Source organism: Citrobacter sp. Cpo147, from assembly GCF_030332405.1.
Classification (GTDB): domain Bacteria; phylum Pseudomonadota; class Gammaproteobacteria; order Enterobacterales; family Enterobacteriaceae; genus Citrobacter; species Citrobacter portucalensis.
Genome location: NZ_JAOWHX010000041.1, coordinates 380,397 through 401,630 on the forward strand (window position 1 = coordinate 380,397; position 21,234 = coordinate 401,630).

The 21,234-nt window shown below is 53.8% G+C and carries 17 protein-coding genes and 2 pseudogenes; 8 read left to right on the forward strand and 11 right to left on the reverse strand.

Annotated elements, in window-relative coordinates:
- Positions 1-25: 25 nt before the first annotated feature.
- From pyrB to ridA, 3 genes are all read left to right on the forward strand, one after another.
- A complete protein-coding gene (gene pyrB / locus OGY06_RS22500; protein ID WP_003025818.1) occupies positions 26-961 on the forward strand; it encodes an aspartate carbamoyltransferase in 936 nt (311 codons plus the stop codon).
- A 13-nt stretch (positions 962-974) separates the two neighbouring features.
- Entirely contained in the window at positions 975-1,436 is a 462-nt protein-coding gene (gene pyrI / locus OGY06_RS22505; RefSeq protein WP_003025816.1) for an aspartate carbamoyltransferase regulatory subunit, read from the forward strand.
- Positions 1,437-1,512: 76 nt separating this feature from the next.
- Positions 1,513-1,899: a 2-iminobutanoate/2-iminopropanoate deaminase gene (gene ridA / locus OGY06_RS22510; protein WP_000047544.1), complete on the forward strand. Its 387-nt coding sequence runs from the start codon at positions 1,513-1,515 to the stop codon at positions 1,897-1,899.
- A gap of 91 nt (positions 1,900-1,990) precedes the next feature.
- On the opposite strand, the gene OGY06_RS22515 is transcribed toward ridA, so the two are convergent.
- From OGY06_RS22515 to mgtL, 5 genes are all read right to left on the reverse strand, one after another.
- Positions 1,991-3,277 (reverse strand): TRAP transporter large permease, encoded by a 1,287-nt coding sequence (locus OGY06_RS22515; RefSeq protein WP_003830349.1) that lies wholly within the window; start codon positions 3,275-3,277, stop codon positions 1,991-1,993.
- 30 nt (positions 3,278-3,307) lie between these two features.
- On the reverse strand, positions 3,308-3,817 hold the full coding sequence (locus OGY06_RS22520) for a TRAP transporter small permease (RefSeq protein WP_043018240.1): 510 nt from the start codon (positions 3,815-3,817) through the stop codon (positions 3,308-3,310).
- Positions 3,818-3,879: 62 nt separating this feature from the next.
- Positions 3,880-4,857, reverse strand: a complete 978-nt coding sequence (locus OGY06_RS22525) for a TRAP transporter substrate-binding protein (RefSeq protein WP_286605969.1) — start codon at positions 4,855-4,857, stop codon at positions 3,880-3,882.
- A 375-nt stretch (positions 4,858-5,232) separates the two neighbouring features.
- Positions 5,233-7,941, reverse strand: coding sequence for a magnesium-translocating P-type ATPase (gene mgtA, locus OGY06_RS22530; protein WP_197385335.1), 2,709 nt, complete (start codon positions 7,939-7,941; stop codon positions 5,233-5,235).
- Positions 7,942-8,085: 144 nt separating this feature from the next.
- The gene (gene mgtL, locus OGY06_RS23240) at positions 8,086-8,319 is read right to left on the reverse strand and encodes a mgtA regulatory leader peptide MgtL (protein ID WP_122973918.1); all 234 of its coding nucleotides are present in this window, start codon (positions 8,317-8,319) and stop codon (positions 8,086-8,088) included.
- Positions 8,320-8,330: 11 nt separating this feature from the next.
- On the opposite strand from mgtL, the gene treR reads away from it, so the two are divergent.
- From treR to nrdG, 5 genes are all read left to right on the forward strand, one after another.
- Positions 8,331-9,278 (forward strand): trehalose operon repressor TreR, encoded by a 948-nt coding sequence (gene treR / locus OGY06_RS22535; protein WP_286605970.1) that lies wholly within the window; start codon positions 8,331-8,333, stop codon positions 9,276-9,278.
- Between the two features lie 157 nt (positions 9,279-9,435).
- A complete protein-coding gene (gene treB / locus OGY06_RS22540) occupies positions 9,436-10,854 on the forward strand; it encodes a PTS trehalose transporter subunit IIBC (protein WP_286605971.1) in 1,419 nt (472 codons plus the stop codon).
- A 49-nt stretch (positions 10,855-10,903) separates the two neighbouring features.
- Complete coding sequence (gene treC / locus OGY06_RS22545) at positions 10,904-12,556, forward strand: alpha,alpha-phosphotrehalase (protein ID WP_286605972.1); 1,653 nt, start codon at positions 10,904-10,906, stop codon at positions 12,554-12,556.
- 408 nt (positions 12,557-12,964) lie between these two features.
- The gene (nrdD, locus tag OGY06_RS22550) at positions 12,965-15,103 is read left to right on the forward strand and encodes an anaerobic ribonucleoside-triphosphate reductase (protein ID WP_048236263.1); all 2,139 of its coding nucleotides are present in this window, start codon (positions 12,965-12,967) and stop codon (positions 15,101-15,103) included.
- 120 nt (positions 15,104-15,223) lie between these two features.
- On the forward strand, positions 15,224-15,688 hold the full coding sequence (nrdG, locus tag OGY06_RS22555) for an anaerobic ribonucleoside-triphosphate reductase-activating protein (protein ID WP_003830365.1): 465 nt from the start codon (positions 15,224-15,226) through the stop codon (positions 15,686-15,688).
- A 3-nt stretch (positions 15,689-15,691) separates the two neighbouring features.
- Here the strand turns inward: nrdG and OGY06_RS22560 are convergent.
- The 6 genes and pseudogenes from OGY06_RS22560 to OGY06_RS22585 all read right to left on the reverse strand — a co-directional run bounded on the left by OGY06_RS22560 (position 15,692) and on the right by OGY06_RS22585 (position 21,201).
- A pseudogene (locus OGY06_RS22560) lies at positions 15,692-15,976 on the reverse strand (type II toxin-antitoxin system RelE family toxin).
- Entirely contained in the window at positions 15,966-16,208 is a 243-nt protein-coding gene (locus OGY06_RS22565; protein ID WP_003830370.1) for a type II toxin-antitoxin system RelB/DinJ family antitoxin, read from the reverse strand. Before OGY06_RS22565 ends, OGY06_RS22560 begins: the two are co-directional and overlap by 11 nt.
- 77 nt (positions 16,209-16,285) lie before the next feature.
- Positions 16,286-18,207, reverse strand: a pseudogene (locus tag OGY06_RS22570) (BglG family transcription antiterminator).
- A gap of 21 nt (positions 18,208-18,228) precedes the next feature.
- Positions 18,229-18,969 carry a 2-dehydro-3-deoxy-phosphogluconate aldolase gene (gene dagF, locus OGY06_RS22575; protein WP_286605973.1) on the reverse strand — a complete coding sequence of 247 codons (741 nt, stop codon included), beginning with the start codon at positions 18,967-18,969 and terminating at the stop codon, positions 18,229-18,231.
- Positions 18,966-20,084, reverse strand: a complete 1,119-nt coding sequence (locus tag OGY06_RS22580) for a DgaE family pyridoxal phosphate-dependent ammonia lyase (protein WP_032942188.1) — start codon at positions 20,082-20,084, stop codon at positions 18,966-18,968. The genes dagF and OGY06_RS22580 overlap by 4 nt, the downstream gene beginning before the upstream one ends.
- On the reverse strand, positions 20,068-21,201 hold the full coding sequence (locus OGY06_RS22585; protein ID WP_003830377.1) for an amidohydrolase/deacetylase family metallohydrolase: 1,134 nt from the start codon (positions 21,199-21,201) through the stop codon (positions 20,068-20,070). The genes OGY06_RS22580 and OGY06_RS22585 overlap by 17 nt, the downstream gene beginning before the upstream one ends.
- Positions 21,202-21,234: the final 33 nt, after the last annotated feature.

Here is a 21,234-nt window from a genome sequence, read left to right on the forward strand (position 1 = left end):
TTTGCCCAGGCGTCAGGAGATAAACATGGCTAATCCGCTCTATCAAAAACACATCATTTCCATAAACGACCTCAGCCGCGATGACCTCAATCTGGTCCTCGCAACGGCGGCGAAATTAAAAGCTAACCCACAGCCGGAGCTATTAAAGCATAAGGTTATCGCCAGCTGCTTCTTTGAAGCCTCAACCCGCACCCGTTTATCCTTTGAAACCTCCATGCACCGCCTGGGCGCCAGCGTGGTGGGTTTCTCTGACAGCAGCAACACCTCTCTGGGCAAAAAAGGTGAAACATTGGCCGATACCATTTCCGTCATCAGCACCTATGTCGACGCCATCGTAATGCGCCATCCGCAGGAAGGCGCCGCGCGTCTGGCTACGGAGTTCTCCGGTAACGTTCCGGTACTGAACGCAGGCGACGGCTCCAACCAACATCCCACCCAAACACTGCTGGATCTGTTCACCATTCAGGAAACTCAGGGTCGCCTGGACAATCTTCACATCGCCATGGTGGGTGACCTGAAATATGGCCGCACCGTCCATTCCCTGACCCAGGCGCTGGCGAAGTTTGAAGGTAACCGTTTCTACTTCATCGCCCCGGACGCGTTGGCCATGCCGCAATATATTCTGGATATGTTGAATGAAAAAGGTATCGCCTGGAGCCTGCACGGCACTATTGAAGAGGTGATGGCGGAGGTCGATATCCTCTACATGACCCGCGTACAAAAAGAGCGTCTGGACCCGTCCGAATACGCCAACGTGAAAGCGCAGTTTGTTCTGCGCGCCAGCGATCTGAACGGCGCCAGAGCAAACATGAAGGTACTGCATCCGCTGCCGCGTATCGATGAGATCACCACCGACGTCGACAAGACGCCGCACGCCTGGTATTTCCAGCAGGCTGGCAACGGCATCTTCGCCCGCCAGGCGTTACTGGCACTGGTACTGAATAGCGAACTGGCACTGTAAGGGAGAAAAAGAGATGACACACGATAACAAACTGCAGGTTGAAGCCATCAAACGTGGCACCGTGATTGACCATATTCCCGCACAGGTTGGTTTTAAGCTGCTGACGCTGTTCAAACTGACGGAAACCGACCAACGTATCACCATCGGTCTGAACCTGCCGTCAGGCGAGATGGGCCGTAAGGACCTGATTAAAATTGAAAACACGTTCCTGACCGATGAGCAGGTAAACCAGCTCTCCCTGTACGCCCCGCAGGCAACGGTAAACCGCATTGACGATTACGACGTGGTGGGTAAATCACGTCCGAGCCTGCCTGAGCGTATCGACAACGTACTGGTTTGCCCGAACAGCAACTGTATCAGCCATGCTGAACCAGTATCTTCCAGTTTTGCAGTGAAAAAGCGCGCTGATGACATCGCACTCAAATGCAAATACTGTGAAAAAGAGTTTTCGCATTATGTGGTGCTGGCCAACTAATTGGGGTTGGTTATGAGATCCCGGCTCCCTATAATGAGCGGGAACATTCTACTACCGCTGTAATTCAGGAGAAATCATGAGCAAGACTATCGCGACGGAAAATGCACCAGCAGCAATCGGCCCATACGTTCAGGGCGTTGACCTGGGTAGCATGGTAATCACTTCCGGTCAGATCCCGGTCGATCCGAAAACCGGTGCCGTAGCGGAAGACGTGTCCGCTCAGGCACGTCAGTCGCTGGAAAACGTAAAAGCTATCGTTGAAGCAGCAGGCCTGAAAGTGGGCGACATCGTAAAAACGACCGTTTTCGTTAAAGACCTGAACGATTTCGCAACTGTAAACGCGACCTACGAAGCATTCTTCACCGAACACAACGCGACCTTCCCTGCGCGTTCTTGCGTAGAAGTTGCCCGTCTGCCGAAAGACGTGAAAATCGAGATTGAAGCGATCGCTGTTCGTCGCTAAGTCTTCTTGTGCCGGATGATGGCTTTGCCTCGTCCGGCCAATGCACGGGTCCTTTACAGGCCCGGTAAGCGCAAGCGCCACCGGGCATTTATCACATCACACCAAACAGTTTCGGCAGGAACAGCGAAATCGCCGGAATGTACGTCACGAGCATCAGCACCAGGAATAGCACGAGGTAAAACGGCAGCATCGCCTTCACCACCTGCTCTATTTTCTGTTTACTCACCGCACTGGCCACAAACAGCACCGACCCTACCGGCGGCGTAATCAGGCCGATCCCTAAGTTCACCAGCATGATCATGCCAAAATGAACCGGATCAATGCCGAGCGCGTTGGTCACCGGCAGCAGAACCGGCGTCAGAATGAGGATCAGCGGTGCCATATCCATCAGCGTACCGATCAGCAGCAGCATGATGTTAATACACATCAGGATGACGTATTTGTTGTCCGAGATGCTGGTGAAGGCTTCAGTGATACGCATCGGCAACTGCATATAGGTCATGACGGCACCGAACGCAGCGGCAAAGCCTATCAGGATCATGACGATAGTGACCGTTTTCACCGTGCGGAACATCAGCTTCGGCAGCTCAGACCATTTATAGTCACGATAGATAAACATGGTGACAAAGAAGGCCCACAGGCAGGCAATTGCCGCAGACTCCGTTGCGGTAAAGATACCTGACAGGATACCGCCCATGATGATCACAACGGTCATCAGGCCCCACAGCGTATCGACGAAAATCTTCAGCGCCTGGCGAAACGGTACACGTTCTCCTTTTGGATAACCGCGCTTGTGCGCGAACGCCACACACATCACCATCAGGCTGAGGCTTAACAGCAGCCCCGGCAGGATCCCGGCGATGAACAGCGCGGCAATCGACACCGTGCCACCGGTTGCCAGCGAGTAGATAACCGAGTTATGGCTGGGCGGCGTAAGAATCGCCTGCACCGAACCGCTGGCCGTTACCGCTGCGGCAAAGTCACGCGGATAACCTTTTTTATCCATCTCCGGGATCATTACCGAACCGATGGACGCGGTATCCGCCACGGACGATCCGGAAATAGCGCCAAAAAAGGTTGATGCCACAATATTTACCAGCGACAGTCCGCCGCGGATAAAACCAACAAAAATATAGGCAAAGTTCACCAGTCGCCGCGCAATTCCCCCTTCGGCCATAATAGCCCCGGCCAGAATAAAGAATGGGATCGCCAGCAGCGAAAACTTATTCACCCCACTGGTCAGTTGGATCATTACCGCTTCCAGCGGAATATCTATGTACCAGGCCCCAATGATGGCGCTAATGCCAACTGCGTACGCTACCGGTACCCCAATCGCCAGCATAATGCCGAGCGTAAAGACGAGAATAAATGCATCCATCTGCTTTCCTTTCTGAAATGGGGGCGGTAACTAGCTGGTCGATCCCAGCATAACAACGGGACGTTGGTACTGCGGTCCACGGAAAATCTTTTCTGCGATAAACAGCAGCGTTATGGCAGAGCCAATTGGCAACGGAAGATAGTTTTGCCCGGCGCTTAAAAGCGGGAATTCCGCCACGGGCTGGTCCCACAGTTCAAGACAGAGATTGGTTCCGTACCAGAGGATAAACAGGCTTATCGCCACCAACATAACGTCTGCGATTACCGAGCAATAACGGCGGGAAGCATCCCCCAGACGGTCAGTCACCATGCTCACCGCGATATGCGAGCCTGCACGATAGCTCACCGCCGCGCCAATAAAGGTGAATGTCACCATACAGAGAATAGCGACGGGTTCAGGCCATGACAGGGCGTTATTCAGAACATAACGCGCGAATATGCCAATGGGGATAATGGCGACCATGACCAATAATGCGATACCGGCAATCCACATTGACACCCGATAAAGAAAATCCATTACCGATGAATAGCATTCACCCATAATTATCACCTCGAATTAATCAAAAGATTCAGGCGGAGGGTTGATATCCTCCACCTGATGAATTACTTCACATCCTGAATACGTTTGATCAAATCCTGGTGGTCTTTACCGTAATTATCCCGCACTGACTGCGTGGCTTTATAGAAAAAGTCCGTATCAATATCGTGGAACTGAACGCCGTTGGCTTTCATGGTCTCCAGTGATTTCGCATTATAATCATGCCAAAGTTTTCGTTGCTCTATCTGTGCTTCCTTGGCGAGTTTAATAATGAGATCCTGATCTTCTTTTTTCAACTTATCCCATTTAGCTTTCGAAAACAGAAAAAGCTCAGGAATAATAAAGTGTTTACTCCAGGTATAGTTTTTCACGACCGGCAAATAGTTATGCGCAACAAACGTTGGCGGGTTATTTTCCGTGCCATCAATAACGCCGGTCTGCATGCCGCTAAATACTTCACTGACGCCCATGACAACGGAGTTAGCGCCCATCGCTTTCAGGGTATCCAGCGCTATCGGACTTCCTTGAACGCGGATTTTCATACCGTGTAAATCTTCCGGTTTCACCACCGGATTTTTGGTGATCAGGTTACGCGTGCCGGCATCCATCCAACCGAGAAACACCAGCCGCGATTTGGTATTGGCCGTCAGACGGTCGCCAATTTCCTGACCGATCATGCCATCGAGAACCTTATGCAGATGGTCCTCATCGCGGAAAATATATGGCAGGGTAAACACGTTAATTTCAGGGAGAATGGCGGCAACAGGCGTCATTGAGACACGAATAATATCGATAGCGCCTAATTGCGCCTGTTCAATCATCTGTTTTTCATCGCCTAACACGCCACCTGGAAAGGTTTTAATCTCCAGACGGCCGTCGGTCGCAGCGCTAAGTTTTTCCCCCATATGTTTGACAGCAACAACGTTAGGGTAATCAGCCGGATGCACATCTGCGGCGCGAAAAGTTTGTGCCAGCGTTGCATGACTCGCCAGGAATACAGACGCGCCAATACACAGACTTAACAGGTTTTTTGTCAGTTTCATTTGTCCTTCTCCAGAAGTTCATAATATCCATTAACAGGAATAGCTTGCAGAGCAAATGACTGCCGGAATTAAAAACGGGCAGCGAGAAACTTTCTTAACGACGTTACCTGCGCAGACTAACTGGTGTAACAATTTATTTCGATGACTGCGTTCACAAAAAATCGCAGATGCTTAAAATTTTTAGCACACTGTTTCATTTTTGCAATGCAGATCGTTTTATTGATACAAAAACAACGCAAAGAAGGCGATTTGATACTAATAACACCCGTTAGCATTTCAATAAAAATAAAACACTAATATTTTGGGAGAATATCTTTCGAATGAAAAAGAAAAATGCATGATGGTATTAACACCATCCTGCAGAGACGTTGAGGATTACTGCCAGCCGTAGCGACGGCTATAAAAACCTTTCACAAGCTGGGTTAATGTCATGTAACCCGCCAGAATCGCAATCAGCCATGGGAAGTAGCTCAGCGGCAGCGCCTGCAATTGCAGGTAGCTGGCCAGCGGCGAGAACGGTAATGCAATGCCCACCACCATTACCACCAGCGTCATCAGCATCAGCGGCCATGCGGCGCGGCTCTGGATGAACGGCACGCGACGGGTACGGATCATATGCACAATCAACGTTTGCGACAGCAGGCCCACCACGAACCAGCCAGACTGGAACAACGTCTGATGTTCAGGCGTATTGGCATGGAAGACGAACCACATCAGGCAAAAGGTCAGAATGTCGAAGATCGAGCTGATCGGTCCAAAGAAGATCATAAAGCGGCCCAACTCGGCAGGATTCCAGCGCTGCGGCTTTTTGATCTGCTCTTCGTCGACGTTATCAAACGGAATCGCTACCTGGGATACATCGTACAGCAGGTTCTGAATCAGTAAGTGCAGCGGTAACATCGGCAGGAACGGTAAGAAGGCGCTCGCCACCAGCACGCTAAACACGTTACCGAAGTTAGAACTGGCCGTCATTTTGATGTACTTCAGCATATTAGAGAAGGTACGGCGCCCTTCGATCACCCCTTCTTCCAGCACCATCAGGCTCTTTTCCAGCAGAATGATATCCGCCGCTTCACGTGCAATATCTACCGCGCCGTCAACGGAGATACCAATGTCCGCCGCGCGCAGCGCCGGGGCATCGTTTATACCATCGCCCATAAAGCCGACCACATGGCCTTCGCGCTTGAGCAGCGTGACAATGCGCTCTTTGTGCATTGGCGTCAGACGGGCAAACAGCGTGGTGCGCTGAGCAAGCCGAGCCAGCTCATCATCGCTTAACCCTTCAATGCTGCTACCGATAACCACATCACCCGCATCCAGGCCCACTTCATGACACACTTTCGCCGCCACCAATTCGCTATCGCCAGTGAGGATTTTCACCGTAATACCGCTGGCTTTCAGCGCTTTAAGCGCAGGTGCGGTGGTCTCTTTCGGCGGATCGAGGAACGCAATATAGCCTTCGAGGATCAGATCTGATTCATCAATACGCTGATAATCACCTTCACGCGCTGGCAGGTATTTCGTCGCCACCGCCACCACGCGCAGCCCCTGGCGGTTCAGCGTGTCCGTGACGCGTTTCACCCGACGCAGCATGTTGTCATCTAACGGGACTATCTCACCGTTGTGACGCACCTGGGTACAGACGTTGAGGATCTCCTGTAGCGCCCCTTTACAGACCAGTTGGTGTACATCGGTTTCTTCTGCCACCACTACCGACATGCGGCGACGTTCAAAATCAAACGGGATCTCATCGATTTTCTGCCAGCGAGTCGAGAGCTGGCGGGCTGATTCTTCGTCCACGCCTTCCAGCACCGCCGTATCCAGCAGATTCTTCAGCCCGGTCTGATAATGGCTGTTCAGCCACGCAGAATGCAGGACATGTTCGCTGGGCTTTCCAGAGATATCCGTATGATTCTCAAGTACAATTTTATCCTGAGTCAGGGTGCCGGTTTTATCGGTGCACAGGATATCCATCGCGCCAAAGTTCTGGATAGCGTCGAGGTGTTTAACGATAACCTTTTGTTTTGACAGCTTCACCGCCCCACGCGCCAGCGTTGAGGTGACGATCATCGGCAGCATTTCCGGTGTCAGTCCCACCGCCACAGACAGGGCAAACAGCGCCGCTTCCCACCAGTCGCCTTTAGTGTAGCCGTTGATGATAAGCACGATGGGCGCCATCACCAGCATAAAGCGGATCAGCAGCATGCTGACGCGGCTGATCCCTTTCTGGAAGGCATTCTGCTCGCTTTCCTGCTCGCTGACGCGGCCTGCCAGTTGCCCGAACCAGGTATTGGCGCCGGTTGAAATCACAATGGCCTGCGCCGTGCCGCTCACTACGTTGGTGCCCATAAAGCACAGGGTATCGCATTCCAGCGGGTTGCTTTGCTGCGGATCGCGACTGGTTGCCACTTTCTCCACCGGCAGCGATTCACCGGTCAGCGAAGCCTGGGCCACGAACAGGTCACGAGCCTGCACCACGCGCAAATCGGCTGGGATCATATCCCCTGCCGCCAGCTTGATGACATCGCCGGGAACCAACTGGTCGATCGGCAGTTCAACCCAGCCGTTCTCCCCTTTCTCGTTGATAACGCGCAGCACCGTGGCGGTGTTGCTGACCATCGCTTTCAGCGCATCAGCCGCTTTGGTGGAACGCGCCTCTTGCACAAAATTCAGCAGCGTAGAGATGACGACCATCAGGGCGATGACCCCAGCGGCAAACAGATCTTCGGTGGCATAGGAAATCGCCCCGAGAATGGTCAGCAGTATATTAAACGGGTTGCGATAGCAGACCCACAGATGCACCCACCAGGGCGACGGCTTCTGCGCCGGCAACTGGTTCTCGCCATGTATTTCGCGGGCGTTTTCGACTTCTGCGGCGTTTAAGCCTTCCGGATGAGCGCCGAACGTTTTCCACAGCGCTTCTTCGTCCATCAGCGCCATTTTCAGGCAATGTTCGCTCAGCGATGGCGGGATCGGCGTGCTGGCAACGGTCTGAGCATTCGGCAATGGATCACGATGCACCAGACGATGCGGTAAATGGCGGTTTAGCCGGGCAAACAGCTGGCGGGTTATATTTTTGAACATAGGCAGTCCCTCTGCACCAGTATAAACAGGCGCAGTAAATCCTTCAGGCGTGGCAAAGCCTTGCCTGGTGGCAATATTAAAATCACAACAGGGACGTCAGAACGTCACTGTCTTACAGTTCCGGTAAGACAGTGAAAGACAAGCTTACCGGAAAGGGTTGTTTCTCCATCTCGGGAGAGGGGTGGGATCGGGATCCATATAGCCTCCGGTAAGTGAATGATTTGCGCTGCGGATTATACGCAGAAAACCATAAGGTTTGTGGCAATTATGGCGGTATGATAAACCATGGAAACTAAACCAAACATATACCAGACTTTGCCCATTGCACTGCGCTTGAGTAAAGTTATTCTCTATTTGGCATAACTTCACACGCAACATGGGAAAACAGGATGCAAAATCGGCTGACCATTAAAGACATCGCCCGCTTAAGCGGTGTGGGAAAATCAACCGTTTCCCGTGTGCTCAACAATGAAAGCGGCGTGAGTGAACGCACCCGCGAACGCGTTGAGGCGGTGATGAATCAGCACGGTTTTTCCCCTTCCCGCTCCGCACGCGCCATGCGCGGACAAAGCGACAAGGTGGTGGCGATTATCGTCACGCGTCTGGACTCGCTTTCGGAAAATCTCGCCGTGCAGACCATGTTGCCCGCCTTTTATGAACAGGGCTACGATCCGATCATGATGGAAAGCCAGTTCTCGCCCGAGCTGGTTGAAGAACATCTCGGCATGCTCAGACGCCGTAACATTGATGGCGTGGTGCTGTTCGGTTTTACCGGCATTACTGAAACCATGCTCGCCTCCTGGCAGGATTCTCTGGTGCTGCTGGCAAGAGATGCAAAAGGCTTTGCCTCCGTCTGCTATGACGATGAGGGTGCCATTCGTACCCTGATGCAGCGTTTATACGAACGCGAGCATCGCCATATTAGCTTTCTTGGTGTTCCGCATAGCGATGTGACCACTGGTAAACGCCGCCATGAGGCCTACCTGGCATTCTGTAAAAAACATAAACTGCATCCTGTGGCAGCGCTACCTGGTCTGGCCATGAAGCAGGGCTATGAACAGGCCGCCAACGTCATCACCCCGGAAACCACCGCCTTAGTCTGTGCGACGGATACCCTTGCCCTTGGCGTCAGCAAATACTTGCAGGAGCAGCGAATAGAGAACCTGCAGTTGGCAAGCGTGGGCAGCACGCCGCTGATGAAATTCCTCCATCCGGAAATTATCACCGTCGATCCAGGATACGCCGAAGCCGGGCGACAAGTGGCCTCGCAGCTGATCGAACAGATCAACGGCCGTAGCGAACCACGACAAATCGTTATTCCTTCCACCCTCTCCTGATCGCTTTCTGAGCATTAATTTGTGATCTTCGCTGCGTTTCGGGAACGTTCCCATTTTTAAAAAATCATCGAAGATATACTCTGGCGTCAACAACGAGAGAGTTGCCGAATGACGACGCAACAGCGTCTTTTCCGGTCTACGGGGAACACACACCATCATGAGCAAAATAAAACAAGCAGACATCGACCGGCTGATTGAGCTGGTTGGCGGGCGCGACAATATCGCTACGGTGAGCCACTGCATTACTCGCCTGCGTTTTGTGCTGAATCAGCCTGCAAACGCCAGACCGAAAGAGATCGAATTGTTGCCAATGGTCAAAGGCTGCTTCACCAACGCCGGGCAATTTCAGGTGGTAATTGGCACCGAGGTGGGCGATTACTACAAAGCGCTGTTGGCGACCACCGGACAAGCCAGTGCCGACAAAGAGCAGGCAAAGAAAGCGGCGCGGCAGAACATGAAGTGGCACGAGCAGCTGATTTCTCACTTCGCGGAGATCTTCTTCCCGCTGCTGCCAGCGCTGATTAGCGGCGGCCTGATCTTAGGTTTCCGTAACGTGATCGGCGATCTGCCCATGAGTAACGGGCAGACGCTGGCGCAGATGCATCCTTCGCTGAAAACCCTCTATGACTTCCTGTGGCTGATTGGCGAAGCGATCTTCTTCTATTTGCCGGTCGGGATTTGTTGGTCGGCGGTGAAGAAAATGGGCGGTACGCCGATCCTCGGTATTGTGCTGGGCGTGACCCTGGTTTCTCCGCAACTGATGAACGCCTATTTGCTCGGTCAGCAGGTGCCGGACGTGTGGAACTTCGGCCTGTTCAGCATTGAGAAAGTGGGCTACCAGGCGCAGGTCATTCCGGCACTGTTGGCCGGGCTGACGCTCGGGTTTATTGAAACACGCATGAAGCGCATCGTCCCGGATTACCTGTATCTGGTGATCGTCCCGGTGTGCTCGCTGATCCTTGCGGTATTCCTTGCGCATGCCTTTATCGGTCCATTTGGCCGCATGATTGGCGACGGTGTCGCGTTTGCGGTCCGTCATCTGCTGACCGGCAGCTTTGCCCCGATTGGCGCGGCGCTGTTCGGCTTCCTGTACGCCCCGCTGGTGATCACCGGTGTGCATCAGACCACGCTGGCTATCGATATGCAGATGATTCAGAGCATGGGCGGCACGCCGGTATGGCCACTGATCGCCCTGTCGAATATCGCTCAGGCCTCTGCGGTGGTCGGGATCATTATCTCCAGTCGCAAACACAACGAACGTGAAATCTCCGTTCCTGCCGCGATCTCCGCTTATCTCGGGGTAACCGAACCAGCGATGTATGGGATCAACCTGAAATACCGCTTCCCGATGCTGTGCGCGATGATCGGTTCCGGTCTCGCCGGACTGCTGTGCGGCCTGAACGGTGTGCTGGCGAACGGGATTGGCGTCGGCGGTTTGCCGGGCATCCTCTCCATCCAGCCGACTTACTGGCAGGTCTTTGGCATGGCGATGGTCATTGCGATTGTCATCCCAATGGTACTGACCTCATTCGTTTACCAGCGTAAACACCGTCTGGGCACATTACAGATTGTCTAACTTTTCTTCGGGGCGCAGTTGCGCCCCAGCGTATTTCCAGGAAACAACCATGAATATTCCCCACTGGTGGCAAAACGGCGTTATCTATCAGGTTTACCCCAAGAGTTTTCAGGACACCACCGGCAGCGGCACCGGAGATTTACGCGGCGTGACGCAGCGCCTCGACTATCTGCAAAAGCTGGGCGTTGATGCCATCTGGCTGACGCCGTTCTATATTTCGCCGCAGGTTGATAACGGTTACGACGTCGCAGACTACACGTCTGTCGATCCGGCCTACGGCACGCTGGAAGACTTTGACGAACTGGTGGTACAGGCGAAAGCACGCGGCATCCGTATTATTCTCGACATGGTGTTTAACCACACCTCAACCCAGCACGCCTGGTTTCGTGAAGCGCTGGATAAAGACAGCCCGTATCGTCAGTTTTATCTCTGGCGCGACGGCACGCCAGACTGCCCGCCGAATAACTGGCGTTCCAAGTTTGGCGGCAACGCCTGGGACTGGCACGCCGAAAGCGAGCAGTACTATCTGCACCTCTTTGCTCCGGAGCAAGCCGACCTGAATTGGGAAAACCCGGCGGTCCGCGCCGAGCTAAAAAAAGTCTGCGAGTTCTGGGCCGATCGCGGCGTGGACGGACTGCGCCTCGACGTGGTGAATCTTATCTCTAAAGACCAGGACTTCCCGAACGATCCCGACGGCGATGGACGGCGTTTTTATACCGACGGCCCACGCGCGCATGAATTTTTGCGTGAGATGAACCGCGATGTTTTTACCCCACGCAACCTGATGACGGTCGGCGAAATGTCATCCACCACGTTGGAACATTGCCAGCAGTACGCCGCACAAGATGGTAGCGAACTGTCGATGACCTTTAACTTCCACCACCTGAAAGTGGATTACCCCAACGGTGAGAAGTGGACGTTAGCAAAACCCAATTATGTCGCGCTAAAAACCCTGTTCCGCCACTGGCAGCAGGGCATGCACAATCAGGCATGGAACGCGCTGTTCTGGTGTAACCACGATCAGCCGCGCATCGTGTCGCGTTTTGGTGATGAAGGTAAATACCGCGTTCCGTCGGCCAAAATGCTGGCGATGGTGCTGTATGGCATGCAGGGCACCCCCTATATCTACCAGGGTGAAGAGATCGGTATGACCAACCCGCACTTCCGCCAGATTACCGATTATCGCGATGTGGAAAGCCATAACATGTTTGCCGAGTTGAACGGCCAGGGACGCGATGCGCAAGAACTGCTGGCGATCCTCGCCAGTAAATCACGCGATAACAGCCGCACGCCGATGCAATGGGATGCCAGCAAACACGCGGGCTTCACCCGCGGCGAGCCATGGATCAATCTGTGTGACAACGCAGCAGACATTAACGTGGCGGCAGCACTGAACGATGCCGACTCGGTGTTCTACACCTATCAGAAGCTGATCGCATTGCGCAAAGCGGAGCCGGTTATCACCTGGGGCGACTACCAGGATCTGCTACCGGACAGCCCGCATCTGTGGTGCTATCAACGAGAGTGGCAAGGGCAGCGGCTGCTGGTCATTGCCAATCTGAGCGATACCTTCCAGAGCTGGCAGCCAGCCCAGACCGACGGAAACTGGCAGGTGCTGATGCACAACTATGCCGAGGTTGCCAGCCAACCTGGGGACATGACACTGCGTCCTTTTGAGGCCGTCTGGTGGTTGCAAAAATAGCTTGCAATTATGTTCAGGCCCGGTACGCATAGCGCTACCGGGCGTTGCTATATACGCTTAGCTTAGCTTCCTGTTTTTGTTGAATAATTAATCAGAATTTTCTGCCCACAATTTACAATCGCTGTACTGCCCGTCATCTGTACGCTCCGATTTTTACTTTGCGCTACATCAAATAAATCGTAAACATCCTTGATGCAAATCACTACATATAGAACTTAAAATGCACGCCGACCCAATATGTTGTATTAATCGACTACAATTGCTACAACTACAGTGCACCGTTTAACGGTGGAATTGTGGATAAAGTGGGTCAGGATTGCGGGAAGTCATTGGCCAGATAGATGAATAAAGCCATGGCCGCTTCTCCAACCTCTGTGGATAACCTGTTCTTATAAATATGGAGTGATCATGACACCGCATGTGATGAAACGAGATGGCTGTAAAGTGCCGTTTAAATCAGAGCGCATCAAAGAAGCCATTCTGCGTGCAGCTAAAGCAGCGGGAGTCGATGACGCAGATTACTGTGCCACCGTCGCAGAAGTCGTTAGTAGCCAGATGAATGAGCGCAGCCAGGTCGATATCAACGAGATCCAGACAGCGGTAGAAAACCAGCTGATGTCTGGTCCGTACAAACAACTCGCCCGTGCGTACATCGAATATCGCCACGACCGTGATATACAGCGTGAAAAACGTGGCCGTCTGAACCAGGAAATTCGTGGTCTGGTTGAGCAAACCAACTCTGCTCTGCTGAACGAAAACGCCAACAAAGACAGCAAAGTGATCCCGACCCAGCGCGATCTGCTGGCCGGTATCGTCGCCAAACACTATGCGCGTCAACACCTGCTGCCGCGTGATGTCGTCCAGGCGCACGAGCGTGGTGATATTCACTATCACGATCTCGACTACTCTCCGTTCTTCCCAATGTTTAACTGCATGCTGATCGACCTGAAAGGTATGCTGACGCAGGGCTTTAAGATGGGTAACGCGGAGATTGAGCCGCCAAAATCCATCTCCACCGCGACGGCCGTCACCGCGCAAATTATCGCGCAGGTTGCCAGCCATATTTATGGCGGTACCACCATTAACCGTATTGATGAAGTTCTCGCACCGTTCGTGACCGAGAGCTTTAATAAGCATCGCAAAACCGCTGAAGAGTGGCAGATCCCAGATGCCGACGGTTATGCGCATTCCCGTACCGAGAAAGAGTGCTACGACGCATTCCAGTCCCTTGAGTATGAAGTGAATACCCTGCATACCGCCAACGGTCAGACGCCGTTCGTTACCTTCGGTTTCGGCCTGGGAACCAGCTGGGAATCGCGTTTGATCCAGCAGTCCATTCTGCGTAACCGCATTGCCGGCCTGGGTAAAAATCGTAAAACCGCCGTGTTCCCGAAACTGGTGTTTGCGATTCGTGACGGTCTGAACCACAAGTTTGGCGATCCGAACTATGACATCAAGCAGCTGGCGCTGGAGTGCGCGAGCAAGCGTATGTATCCGGACATCCTGAACTACGATCAGGTGGTTAAAGTGACCGGCTCGTTCAAAACGCCGATGGGCTGCCGCAGTTTCCTGGGCGTATGGGAAAACGAGAACGGCGAACAGGTCCACGATGGCCGTAACAACCTCGGCGTTATCAGCCTTAACCTGCCGCGTATCGCGCTGGAAGCTCATGGCGATGAAGCCACCTTCTGGAAACTGCTCGACGACCGTCTGCTCCTGGCGCGTAAAGCGCTGATGACCCGCATTGCGCGTCTGGAAGGCGTGAAGGCCCGCGTTGCACCGATCCTGTATATGGAAGGGGCCTGCGGCGTGCGTCTGAAAGCAGACGATGACGTGTCTGAAATCTTTAAAAACGGCCGCGCGTCGATTTCTCTGGGTTACATCGGCATTCACGAAACCATCAACGCGCTGTTTGGCGACAAACACTTGTACGACAGCGAGCAGCTTCGCGCTAAAGCTATCGCCATTGTGGAACGTCTGCGTCAGGCGGTCGATCAGTGGAAAGACGAAACCGGCTACGGCTTTAGTCTGTACAGTACGCCAAGTGAAAACCTGTGCGATCGTTTCTGCCGTCTGGATACCGCCGAGTTTGGCGTGGTGCCGGGTGTTACCGACAAAGGTTACTACACCAACAGCTTCCACCTCGACGTGGAGAAAAAGGTTAACCCGTACGACAAGATCGATTTTGAAGCGCCGTACCCGCCGCTGGCGAACGGAGGCTTCATTTGCTACGGCGAGTACCCGAACATTCAGCACAACCTGAAAGCACTGGAAGACGTCTGGGATTACAGCTATCAGCACGTGCCGTATTACGGGACCAACACGCCAATCGATGAATGCTACGAGTGCGGCTTTACCGGTGAGTTCGAGTGCACCAGCAAAGGCTTTACCTGCCCGAAATGTGGTAACCACGACGCCGCACGCGTGTCGGTCACCCGCCGCGTATGCGGTTATTTAGGCAGCCCGGACGCTCGTCCGTTTAACGCCGGTAAGCAGGAAGAAGTGAAGCGCCGCGTTAAGCATTTAGGTAATGGGCAGATAGGTTAATTTCCGTTTGCAAAGGCCGTAGGCCTGATAAGACGCAGTCGCGTCGTCATCAGGCATCACAATGTTGCCGGATGCGGTGCAAGCACCTTATCCGGCCTACATGCTTTCTGGACACCCGCTATGCGCTACCATCAATACTATCCCGTCGATATCGTTAACGGCCCCGGCACTCGCTGCACCCTGTTTGTGTCGGGATGCGTGCATGAATGCCCTGGCTGCTATAACAAAAGCACCTGGCGACTCAATTCCGGCCAGCCGTTTACCAAAGAGATGGAAGACAAGATCATTGCCGATCTGAACGACACGCGAATCCCTCACCAGGGTATTTCGCTGTCCGGCGGCGATCCGCTGCATCCGCAAAACGTGCCGGATATCCTGCAACTGGTACAGCGTATTCACGCTGAGTGTCCGGGGAAAGATATCTGGGTGTGGACCGGCTACAAGCTTGATGAACTCAACGCCGCACAAATGCAGGTGGTGGATCTCATCAACGTGCTGGTCGATGGTAAATTTGTGCAGGATCTTAAAGACCCGGCACTGATCTGGCGCGGCAGCAGCAACCAGGTTGTACATCATTTGCGTTAATCGCTAAAGCCGTTTGTTTGCATCGTGATAAACGGCTGAATGTTCTCGCTTACCTACCGCGGCAACAAACACGACCACAACCTCATCCCGAACCTGGTACACCAGACGGAACCCGGACGATTTAAGCTTAATTTTCTAGCAGTCAGGAAGACCATTTAAACGGGCAGAGTCAATTCTGGGGTTCAACAACACGTCGGCCAACTTCTTCTTAAACTGAGCCTTCACCGTATCACCCAGTTTATGCCACTCTTTTAAGGCTCTCGGGTCGAATTCCAGTTCATAAGTCATCCAGACTAACCTTGATTCCCTTTTGCGGACTGGCAAGCCTTTCCCGGACTGTCTGAATGAGTGCATCTTCACTGTCGCTAAGGGTGACGGTTTTCACCGGCATGCGCCCCGTTTCCGCGACGTACTGAAACAGTAATCGCACAGCTTCCGTTGGAGTAATATTCAGTTTTTCCAGCACGGCATAAGCCTCATTTTTGAGTTTGTCATCCAGACGGACGTTCAGCGTGGCCATTATGCCTCCAGTAAAATCGAATGTGTAATGCAGTTTAGCATTACATTCGCATTACATCGAATTCTGGATAACGCCTCTCAAAAACGGCTCACACACTCCATCGCAACCGCTTTGAACTCGGTGAAATTGCGACACGCGCAGAGCCGCGTCATCGCGCGTTCGCGCAGGAAGGTGACGAAGATATCGTAGATAGCCATCGCCTCTTCATATTCACTCTTGCTGATGGCGAGCAAAAAGATCACGTGGGCCGTTTCATCGCCCCAGGCGATACCCTGTGGGGCGAGGATGGTGTAGACCACCGTTTTCTTTGCCAGCAGACCAAGGGCGTGCGGCAAGGCAATGCTGTCACCCAACATGGTACTGACGATGGCCTCACGCTCAACCACCGAATCAAGAAACTCCGCGTCGACAAAACCTTCATCCTGCAACTGACGGCATAAGGTTTTGAACAACGTTTGTTGATCCATTGGCTCGTCAATCACACGAAAATGGGCGGCATCGAAGAATTTGTTCAACATCCACGGACGGGTTCTGTCGACCAGCACCAGTTTACCAATCTGTTCCAGCTGATAATCGGTAGGGAACGGCGCAATCATCACCACCGGTTTATCTTTTTCACCAATCCGCGCGGTAGAGATGACAAAATCTTCGCTGATGCTTTCCCGCTGTTCGTAGTCGCGAAGCGTTACGGTATCGACGATCTCTATCTGCGGATACTTACGCGCCAGTACCGCTTCAATCATCCGCGCCATCGCATTTCCGGCATCGCATACCAGCAGAACCTTCGGCTGTCTCTGGTAACCGATGTTGTAACTACGCTCCAGCCCGACGCCAATATGCAGCACAAGGAAGCCAATCTCATTTTCACTGATGGTGTACGGCGTATATTTTCCCCATCCCGAGACGGCGGCCAGCGTCATGTCCCACGCCATGGGGTAGTGCTGTTTAATATTTTCCAGCAGCGGATTGGGGATCATTATCTGGTAACGCACCCGGGTGATCATCGTCTTAATATGCGTCAGCAGGTCAGCATGTCAGCATGTAACTGTTTGTCATTCAACAGGTTGTAGTTGTACTGGCTGTTGATAAAACGCAGGATGTAATTGACCAACGCTTCATCATCATCCGCATTGATAGCACTGGGCGCGATCTCTTGTACCTGGCGGGCAGCAATATGCACCTGTAGCCAGTTTTCTTCGGAAACGGAAAGCGGTTTGTCTGCCAGGCGGTGCAATACCGCCGCGATTTCCCGCGTGGCCAGGCACACCGATTGATCGGCCTCTTCTGCGGCAAAATCCGGGAGTGGATATCCTTCGCTAATCCGCCGTACCGCCACCGCGCAGTACAAGCGTAAAAACAGCTCGCCCTCATCGGTCAGACGAATATGGAAACGGGCAAAAATATCCTGCAAAACGGGTTGCAACTGTTCAGGGAGCCCCGCATTCAGCGCTTCTTGCGTCACTAACGGATGCTGCGGATCCTGCTGCGCCAGCGTCCACAGCAGATCGGTCAAACAGGCGCGGATCGCCATTTCGCTGCCGAACAGCTTCATGCCGTGACGGGGACGCGTTTCCAGCGTCAGATGATAACGTTGCAGATGCTCGCGCACCTCAGCCATATCGTTTTGCAGCGTCGCGCGGCTGATAAACCATTCATCAGCCAAATCTTCCAGCTTCAGCGAGAAAGCCGATGTCAGAAAACGCACCACCAGCCAGTGTATCCGTTCCTGGCTGGTGCGTGGGATGCGCAGCAACGTATTGGGCTGCTGCGTTTGCAGGGTGTGAAAGCTTGCCGGGTCGTCAATTTTGAGCTGATAACCATTACCCCGGCTGAGGACAAACTGTGCGCCGTACTGGGTGAGCAGCGCGTTTAGCGCGGTGATATCCGCCCGTACGGTGCGTGTGGAAACCGACAACCGCTGCGCCAGCTCGTCCTGCGGAAGCGCTTCGTTTTGCAACATGTCAAACAGCTGTGCTAAACGTTGGTTGGGGAATCGCACGTCAGTTTCCTCATCAGTCAGTTAGCCTACGCAGGCCCGGGTCATCGCCATCAGCTGGCGTACGTCGTCCGGACGAGTGTTACCACTCACCTTATCAATAATCGAACTATAGATGTGAGGAATGATTTTACTCACTCCGACATCGAGGGCAATTTGCAGGATTTCAGTGAAATTATCCAGATCGATACCGCCGGTTGGCTCCAGCCAGAAGTCATGACGGGCGCAGGCCTGCGCGACCGCAATGTACTCGTCACGGCATTGCAGGCCGCCCATCGGGAAGTATTTAATTGAGCTACCGCCCATGTCTTTGAGCAGCGCAATCGCGGTTTCTACCGGCACAATACCGTCCGGCGTCTGGCTGCTTAGCGGACCAGTGGAGATTTTCACCCTGCCCGGCGTGCCGGTTGGCGAGACCAGTCCGTTGACCACTGTCTCCTGCTGGCCCAGCAGCGCGCGACTGGTAGCCACGCCGGTGAAGACCTGATTGACATGTTGTGGCTGCACCTGACGGGAGATTTCACTGACCATCGCCGACTGGTTAGGATCGCCCGCCCCCAGCCCCACGGAGAGCGCATTGTCGATAAGGGCCGCGTATTCACGCATATCCGCTACCGCGCTTGCGACATCCGGGTAATTTTTTGACAATACGCCAACCAGCACGTGTCCTTCCGCCGCCGCATAAATATCTCGGGCATTTTCTTTGGAGCCTGCCAGCACGTTCAGGCAGACGCGGTCGCGATAAAAGTTAGGGGTCAGTTTCATGCATTTTTCTCCTGCGAAATCACTTCACCAATTCGACGGGCCACAATCTCCAGCTGCGCGCGATCGACACTGCGCACATCGGCTTCGATAATGCCTTCATTGGCTTTGTAACCACGGAAGTAAATCGCGTACTCCCCCTGTTTCAGCGCGTCGACCAGTTCCCCCGTGGCGATCCCGGTTACCGCTTCATCAAACTTAATTTCCGTGCGTGCGATGTCGCGCCCTGCACTATCCCACACCACGCGGGCGCTCACGCCGTTAAGCTGGTTCAAGGCATTAATGAACGGCGTCATTTTCTCGACCATCTCCGCGCCGCTCTCTTTCTGCGCGTTCAAATACAGTTCGATGGCGCAGGTCAGTCCAAGAATTCCCTCTTTGCCCACCTTCATCGCCCGGCCAATTCCCGCCGTCTGGCGCTTCACCCACTCAACGTACTGGGTTTTACCTATCACCAGACCGCTGGTTGGTCCTTCTATCGCCTTGGCGCCACTATAAATCACCAGATCTGCACCAACCCGGTAGTAGCACTGCAAATCCTCTTCCGCCGCCGCGTCCACGATCAACGGCAGATTATGCGTACGCGCCACCACCGCGGCCTGCTCCACGCTGAGCATACTTTTCTGGACGCAATGGTGAGATTTGATATACAGAATGGCCGCCGTACGCGGTGTAATGGCCGCCGCCAGCTGCGCCGCGGAACATTCGTTGGCATAACCGGCTTCCACTAACTTGCCGCCGCCAAGCGCCACCATGGTGCCTACCGGAGCGCCAAAGTTGACGTTGTGACCTCTGGGCAGCACGATTTCGTTGTTTTCAATGGGCGTGACGTGCAGGTTCTCCAGCAGCCAGTCGCTATCTTTAACCAATACGCCAGCCACCGACAGGGCGATCCCGGCCGAGGCGCAAGAGACAACCGTTGCCCCTTCCACTTCCAGTAATTTCGCGATGTAGTCGCCTGTTTTATTGACCAGGTCTTTCATCTCGAAATATTGGTTCATCCCCGCCATCGCGGCTTCAACCACTTCTGGTCGCGGCGTGGAGACGCCAAGCGCCGTCATACGGCCGGAGGTATTAATCACCTGTTTTAAATCGTATTTCTCAAAAATCGAAGGCATGTTCCGCGCTCCCTTGTTCGGTCATATAGCCCTTGCCCGCACGTATTGCGGCAAGCGGCACCAGCAGTTGTTCAGCCTGCAGGCTGTCGTTTTCTGCATCTACCAGCACGGTTGGCTGGCGCTTAAGCGTAAAGAGGGTTAAATCGGCATCCAGACCGACCTGCAGCCGCCCCTTCTGTTTCAGGCGCAGACCATCGGCGGCATTGGCGGTAACGCATTCAATGACCTGCGGAAGCGACATCCCAATGGCGAGGAATTTCGACATCACATTCGCCAGGGAATGTACCGGGCCGCTGATACGGTTGCGGCAATAAATATCGGAGCTGATGGTGTGCGGCAAAATGCCCAGGCCGATCGCGCGTTTTGCCACCGCAAAGCTCAGGCTGGCGGTGCCATGCCCAACGTCCAGACGCACGCCACGTGAAATCGCCCGCGTCACTGACGCCCGCAGCTCGCCTTGCGGCGTCAGAATGCGATTCGGCTTACCGTTGTAACAGTGGGTAATGATGTCACCCGCGCTCAGGCGCTCAGCGATATCATCGAGATTCGGCGGGTTGTTGCCGATATGCACCATCAGCGGCAGGTCGCCGTTCTGTGCTTGCATCGCTTTGGCGCGATCCAGCGGCGTGATGCCATTTTCACCGACTACGCTGCTGCTCATACGTGCCTTCAGACCGACGATAAAATCAGGGTGGCGTTTCACCGCCTCTCGCACCGCATCAGCGTCAATATTGGCCATGTTGGCCAGCTCGTTCTGGGCGATAAGCCCCACGCGGGAGATATTCAGCAACGCGTACACTTCGGTCGCAGCTTCCCGGGTCAGGGTGTAAAAATCGTCGATGTCATCCGCCCCGGTGCTGCCCGCATCCACCACGGTAGTGACGCCGGTCGCAATACCGACGCTATCCGGCTGGTCGTGATAAATCGGGGATTTCGGGTAGCAATGAACGTGGGAGTCAATCCAGCCTGCGCTGACGTAGCACTCACCGCCCAGCTCGATGGTTTTCAGCGCCGGACCATCAACGTCACCCAACGCCGCGATCTTGCCGTCTTTGAGCGCAATATCGCTCACCGTATCGTCAACGAGGCGCGCACGGCGCAGGAGTAAATCAAACATGTCTCTCTCCTGTTGAAATGGGGGCGGTCGTGT

Excerpts from the sequence above, each read along its gene's own strand:
- OGY06_RS22515 (WP_003830349.1), bottom strand. The coding sequence starts at position 3,277 with ATGGATGCATTTATTCTCGTCTTTACGCTCGGCATTATGCTGGCGATT.
- OGY06_RS22525 (WP_286605969.1), bottom strand. The coding sequence starts at position 4,857 with ATGAAACTGACAAAAAACCTGTTAAGTCTGTGTATTGGCGCGTCTGTA.
- treC (WP_286605972.1), top strand. The coding sequence starts at position 10,904 with ATGAATATTCCCCACTGGTGGCAAAACGGCGTTATCTATCAGGTTTAC.
- pyrI (WP_003025816.1), top strand. The coding sequence starts at position 975 with ATGACACACGATAACAAACTGCAGGTTGAAGCCATCAAACGTGGCACC.
- OGY06_RS22520 (WP_043018240.1), bottom strand. The coding sequence starts at position 3,817 with ATGGGTGAATGCTATTCATCGGTAATGGATTTTCTTTATCGGGTGTCA.
- ridA (WP_000047544.1), top strand. The coding sequence starts at position 1,513 with ATGAGCAAGACTATCGCGACGGAAAATGCACCAGCAGCAATCGGCCCA.
- OGY06_RS22580 (WP_032942188.1), bottom strand. The coding sequence starts at position 20,084 with ATGCCTTCGATTTTTGAGAAATACGATTTAAAACAGGTGATTAATACC.
- mgtA (WP_197385335.1), bottom strand. The coding sequence starts at position 7,941 with ATGTTCAAAAATATAACCCGCCAGCTGTTTGCCCGGCTAAACCGCCAT.
- pyrB (WP_003025818.1), top strand. The coding sequence starts at position 26 with ATGGCTAATCCGCTCTATCAAAAACACATCATTTCCATAAACGACCTC.
- OGY06_RS22565 (WP_003830370.1), bottom strand. The coding sequence starts at position 16,208 with ATGGCCACGCTGAACGTCCGTCTGGATGACAAACTCAAAAATGAGGCT.
- OGY06_RS22585 (WP_003830377.1), bottom strand. The coding sequence starts at position 21,201 with ATGTTTGATTTACTCCTGCGCCGTGCGCGCCTCGTTGACGATACGGTG.
- treR (WP_286605970.1), top strand. The coding sequence starts at position 8,331 with ATGCAAAATCGGCTGACCATTAAAGACATCGCCCGCTTAAGCGGTGTG.
- mgtL (WP_122973918.1), bottom strand. The coding sequence starts at position 8,319 with ATGTTGCGTGTGAAGTTATGCCAAATAGAGAATAACTTTACTCAAGCG.
- dagF (WP_286605973.1), bottom strand. The coding sequence starts at position 18,969 with ATGAAACTGACCCCTAACTTTTATCGCGACCGCGTCTGCCTGAACGTG.
- treB (WP_286605971.1), top strand. The coding sequence starts at position 9,436 with ATGAGCAAAATAAAACAAGCAGACATCGACCGGCTGATTGAGCTGGTT.
- nrdG (WP_003830365.1), top strand. The coding sequence starts at position 15,224 with ATGCGCTACCATCAATACTATCCCGTCGATATCGTTAACGGCCCCGGC.
- nrdD (WP_048236263.1), top strand. The coding sequence starts at position 12,965 with ATGACACCGCATGTGATGAAACGAGATGGCTGTAAAGTGCCGTTTAAA.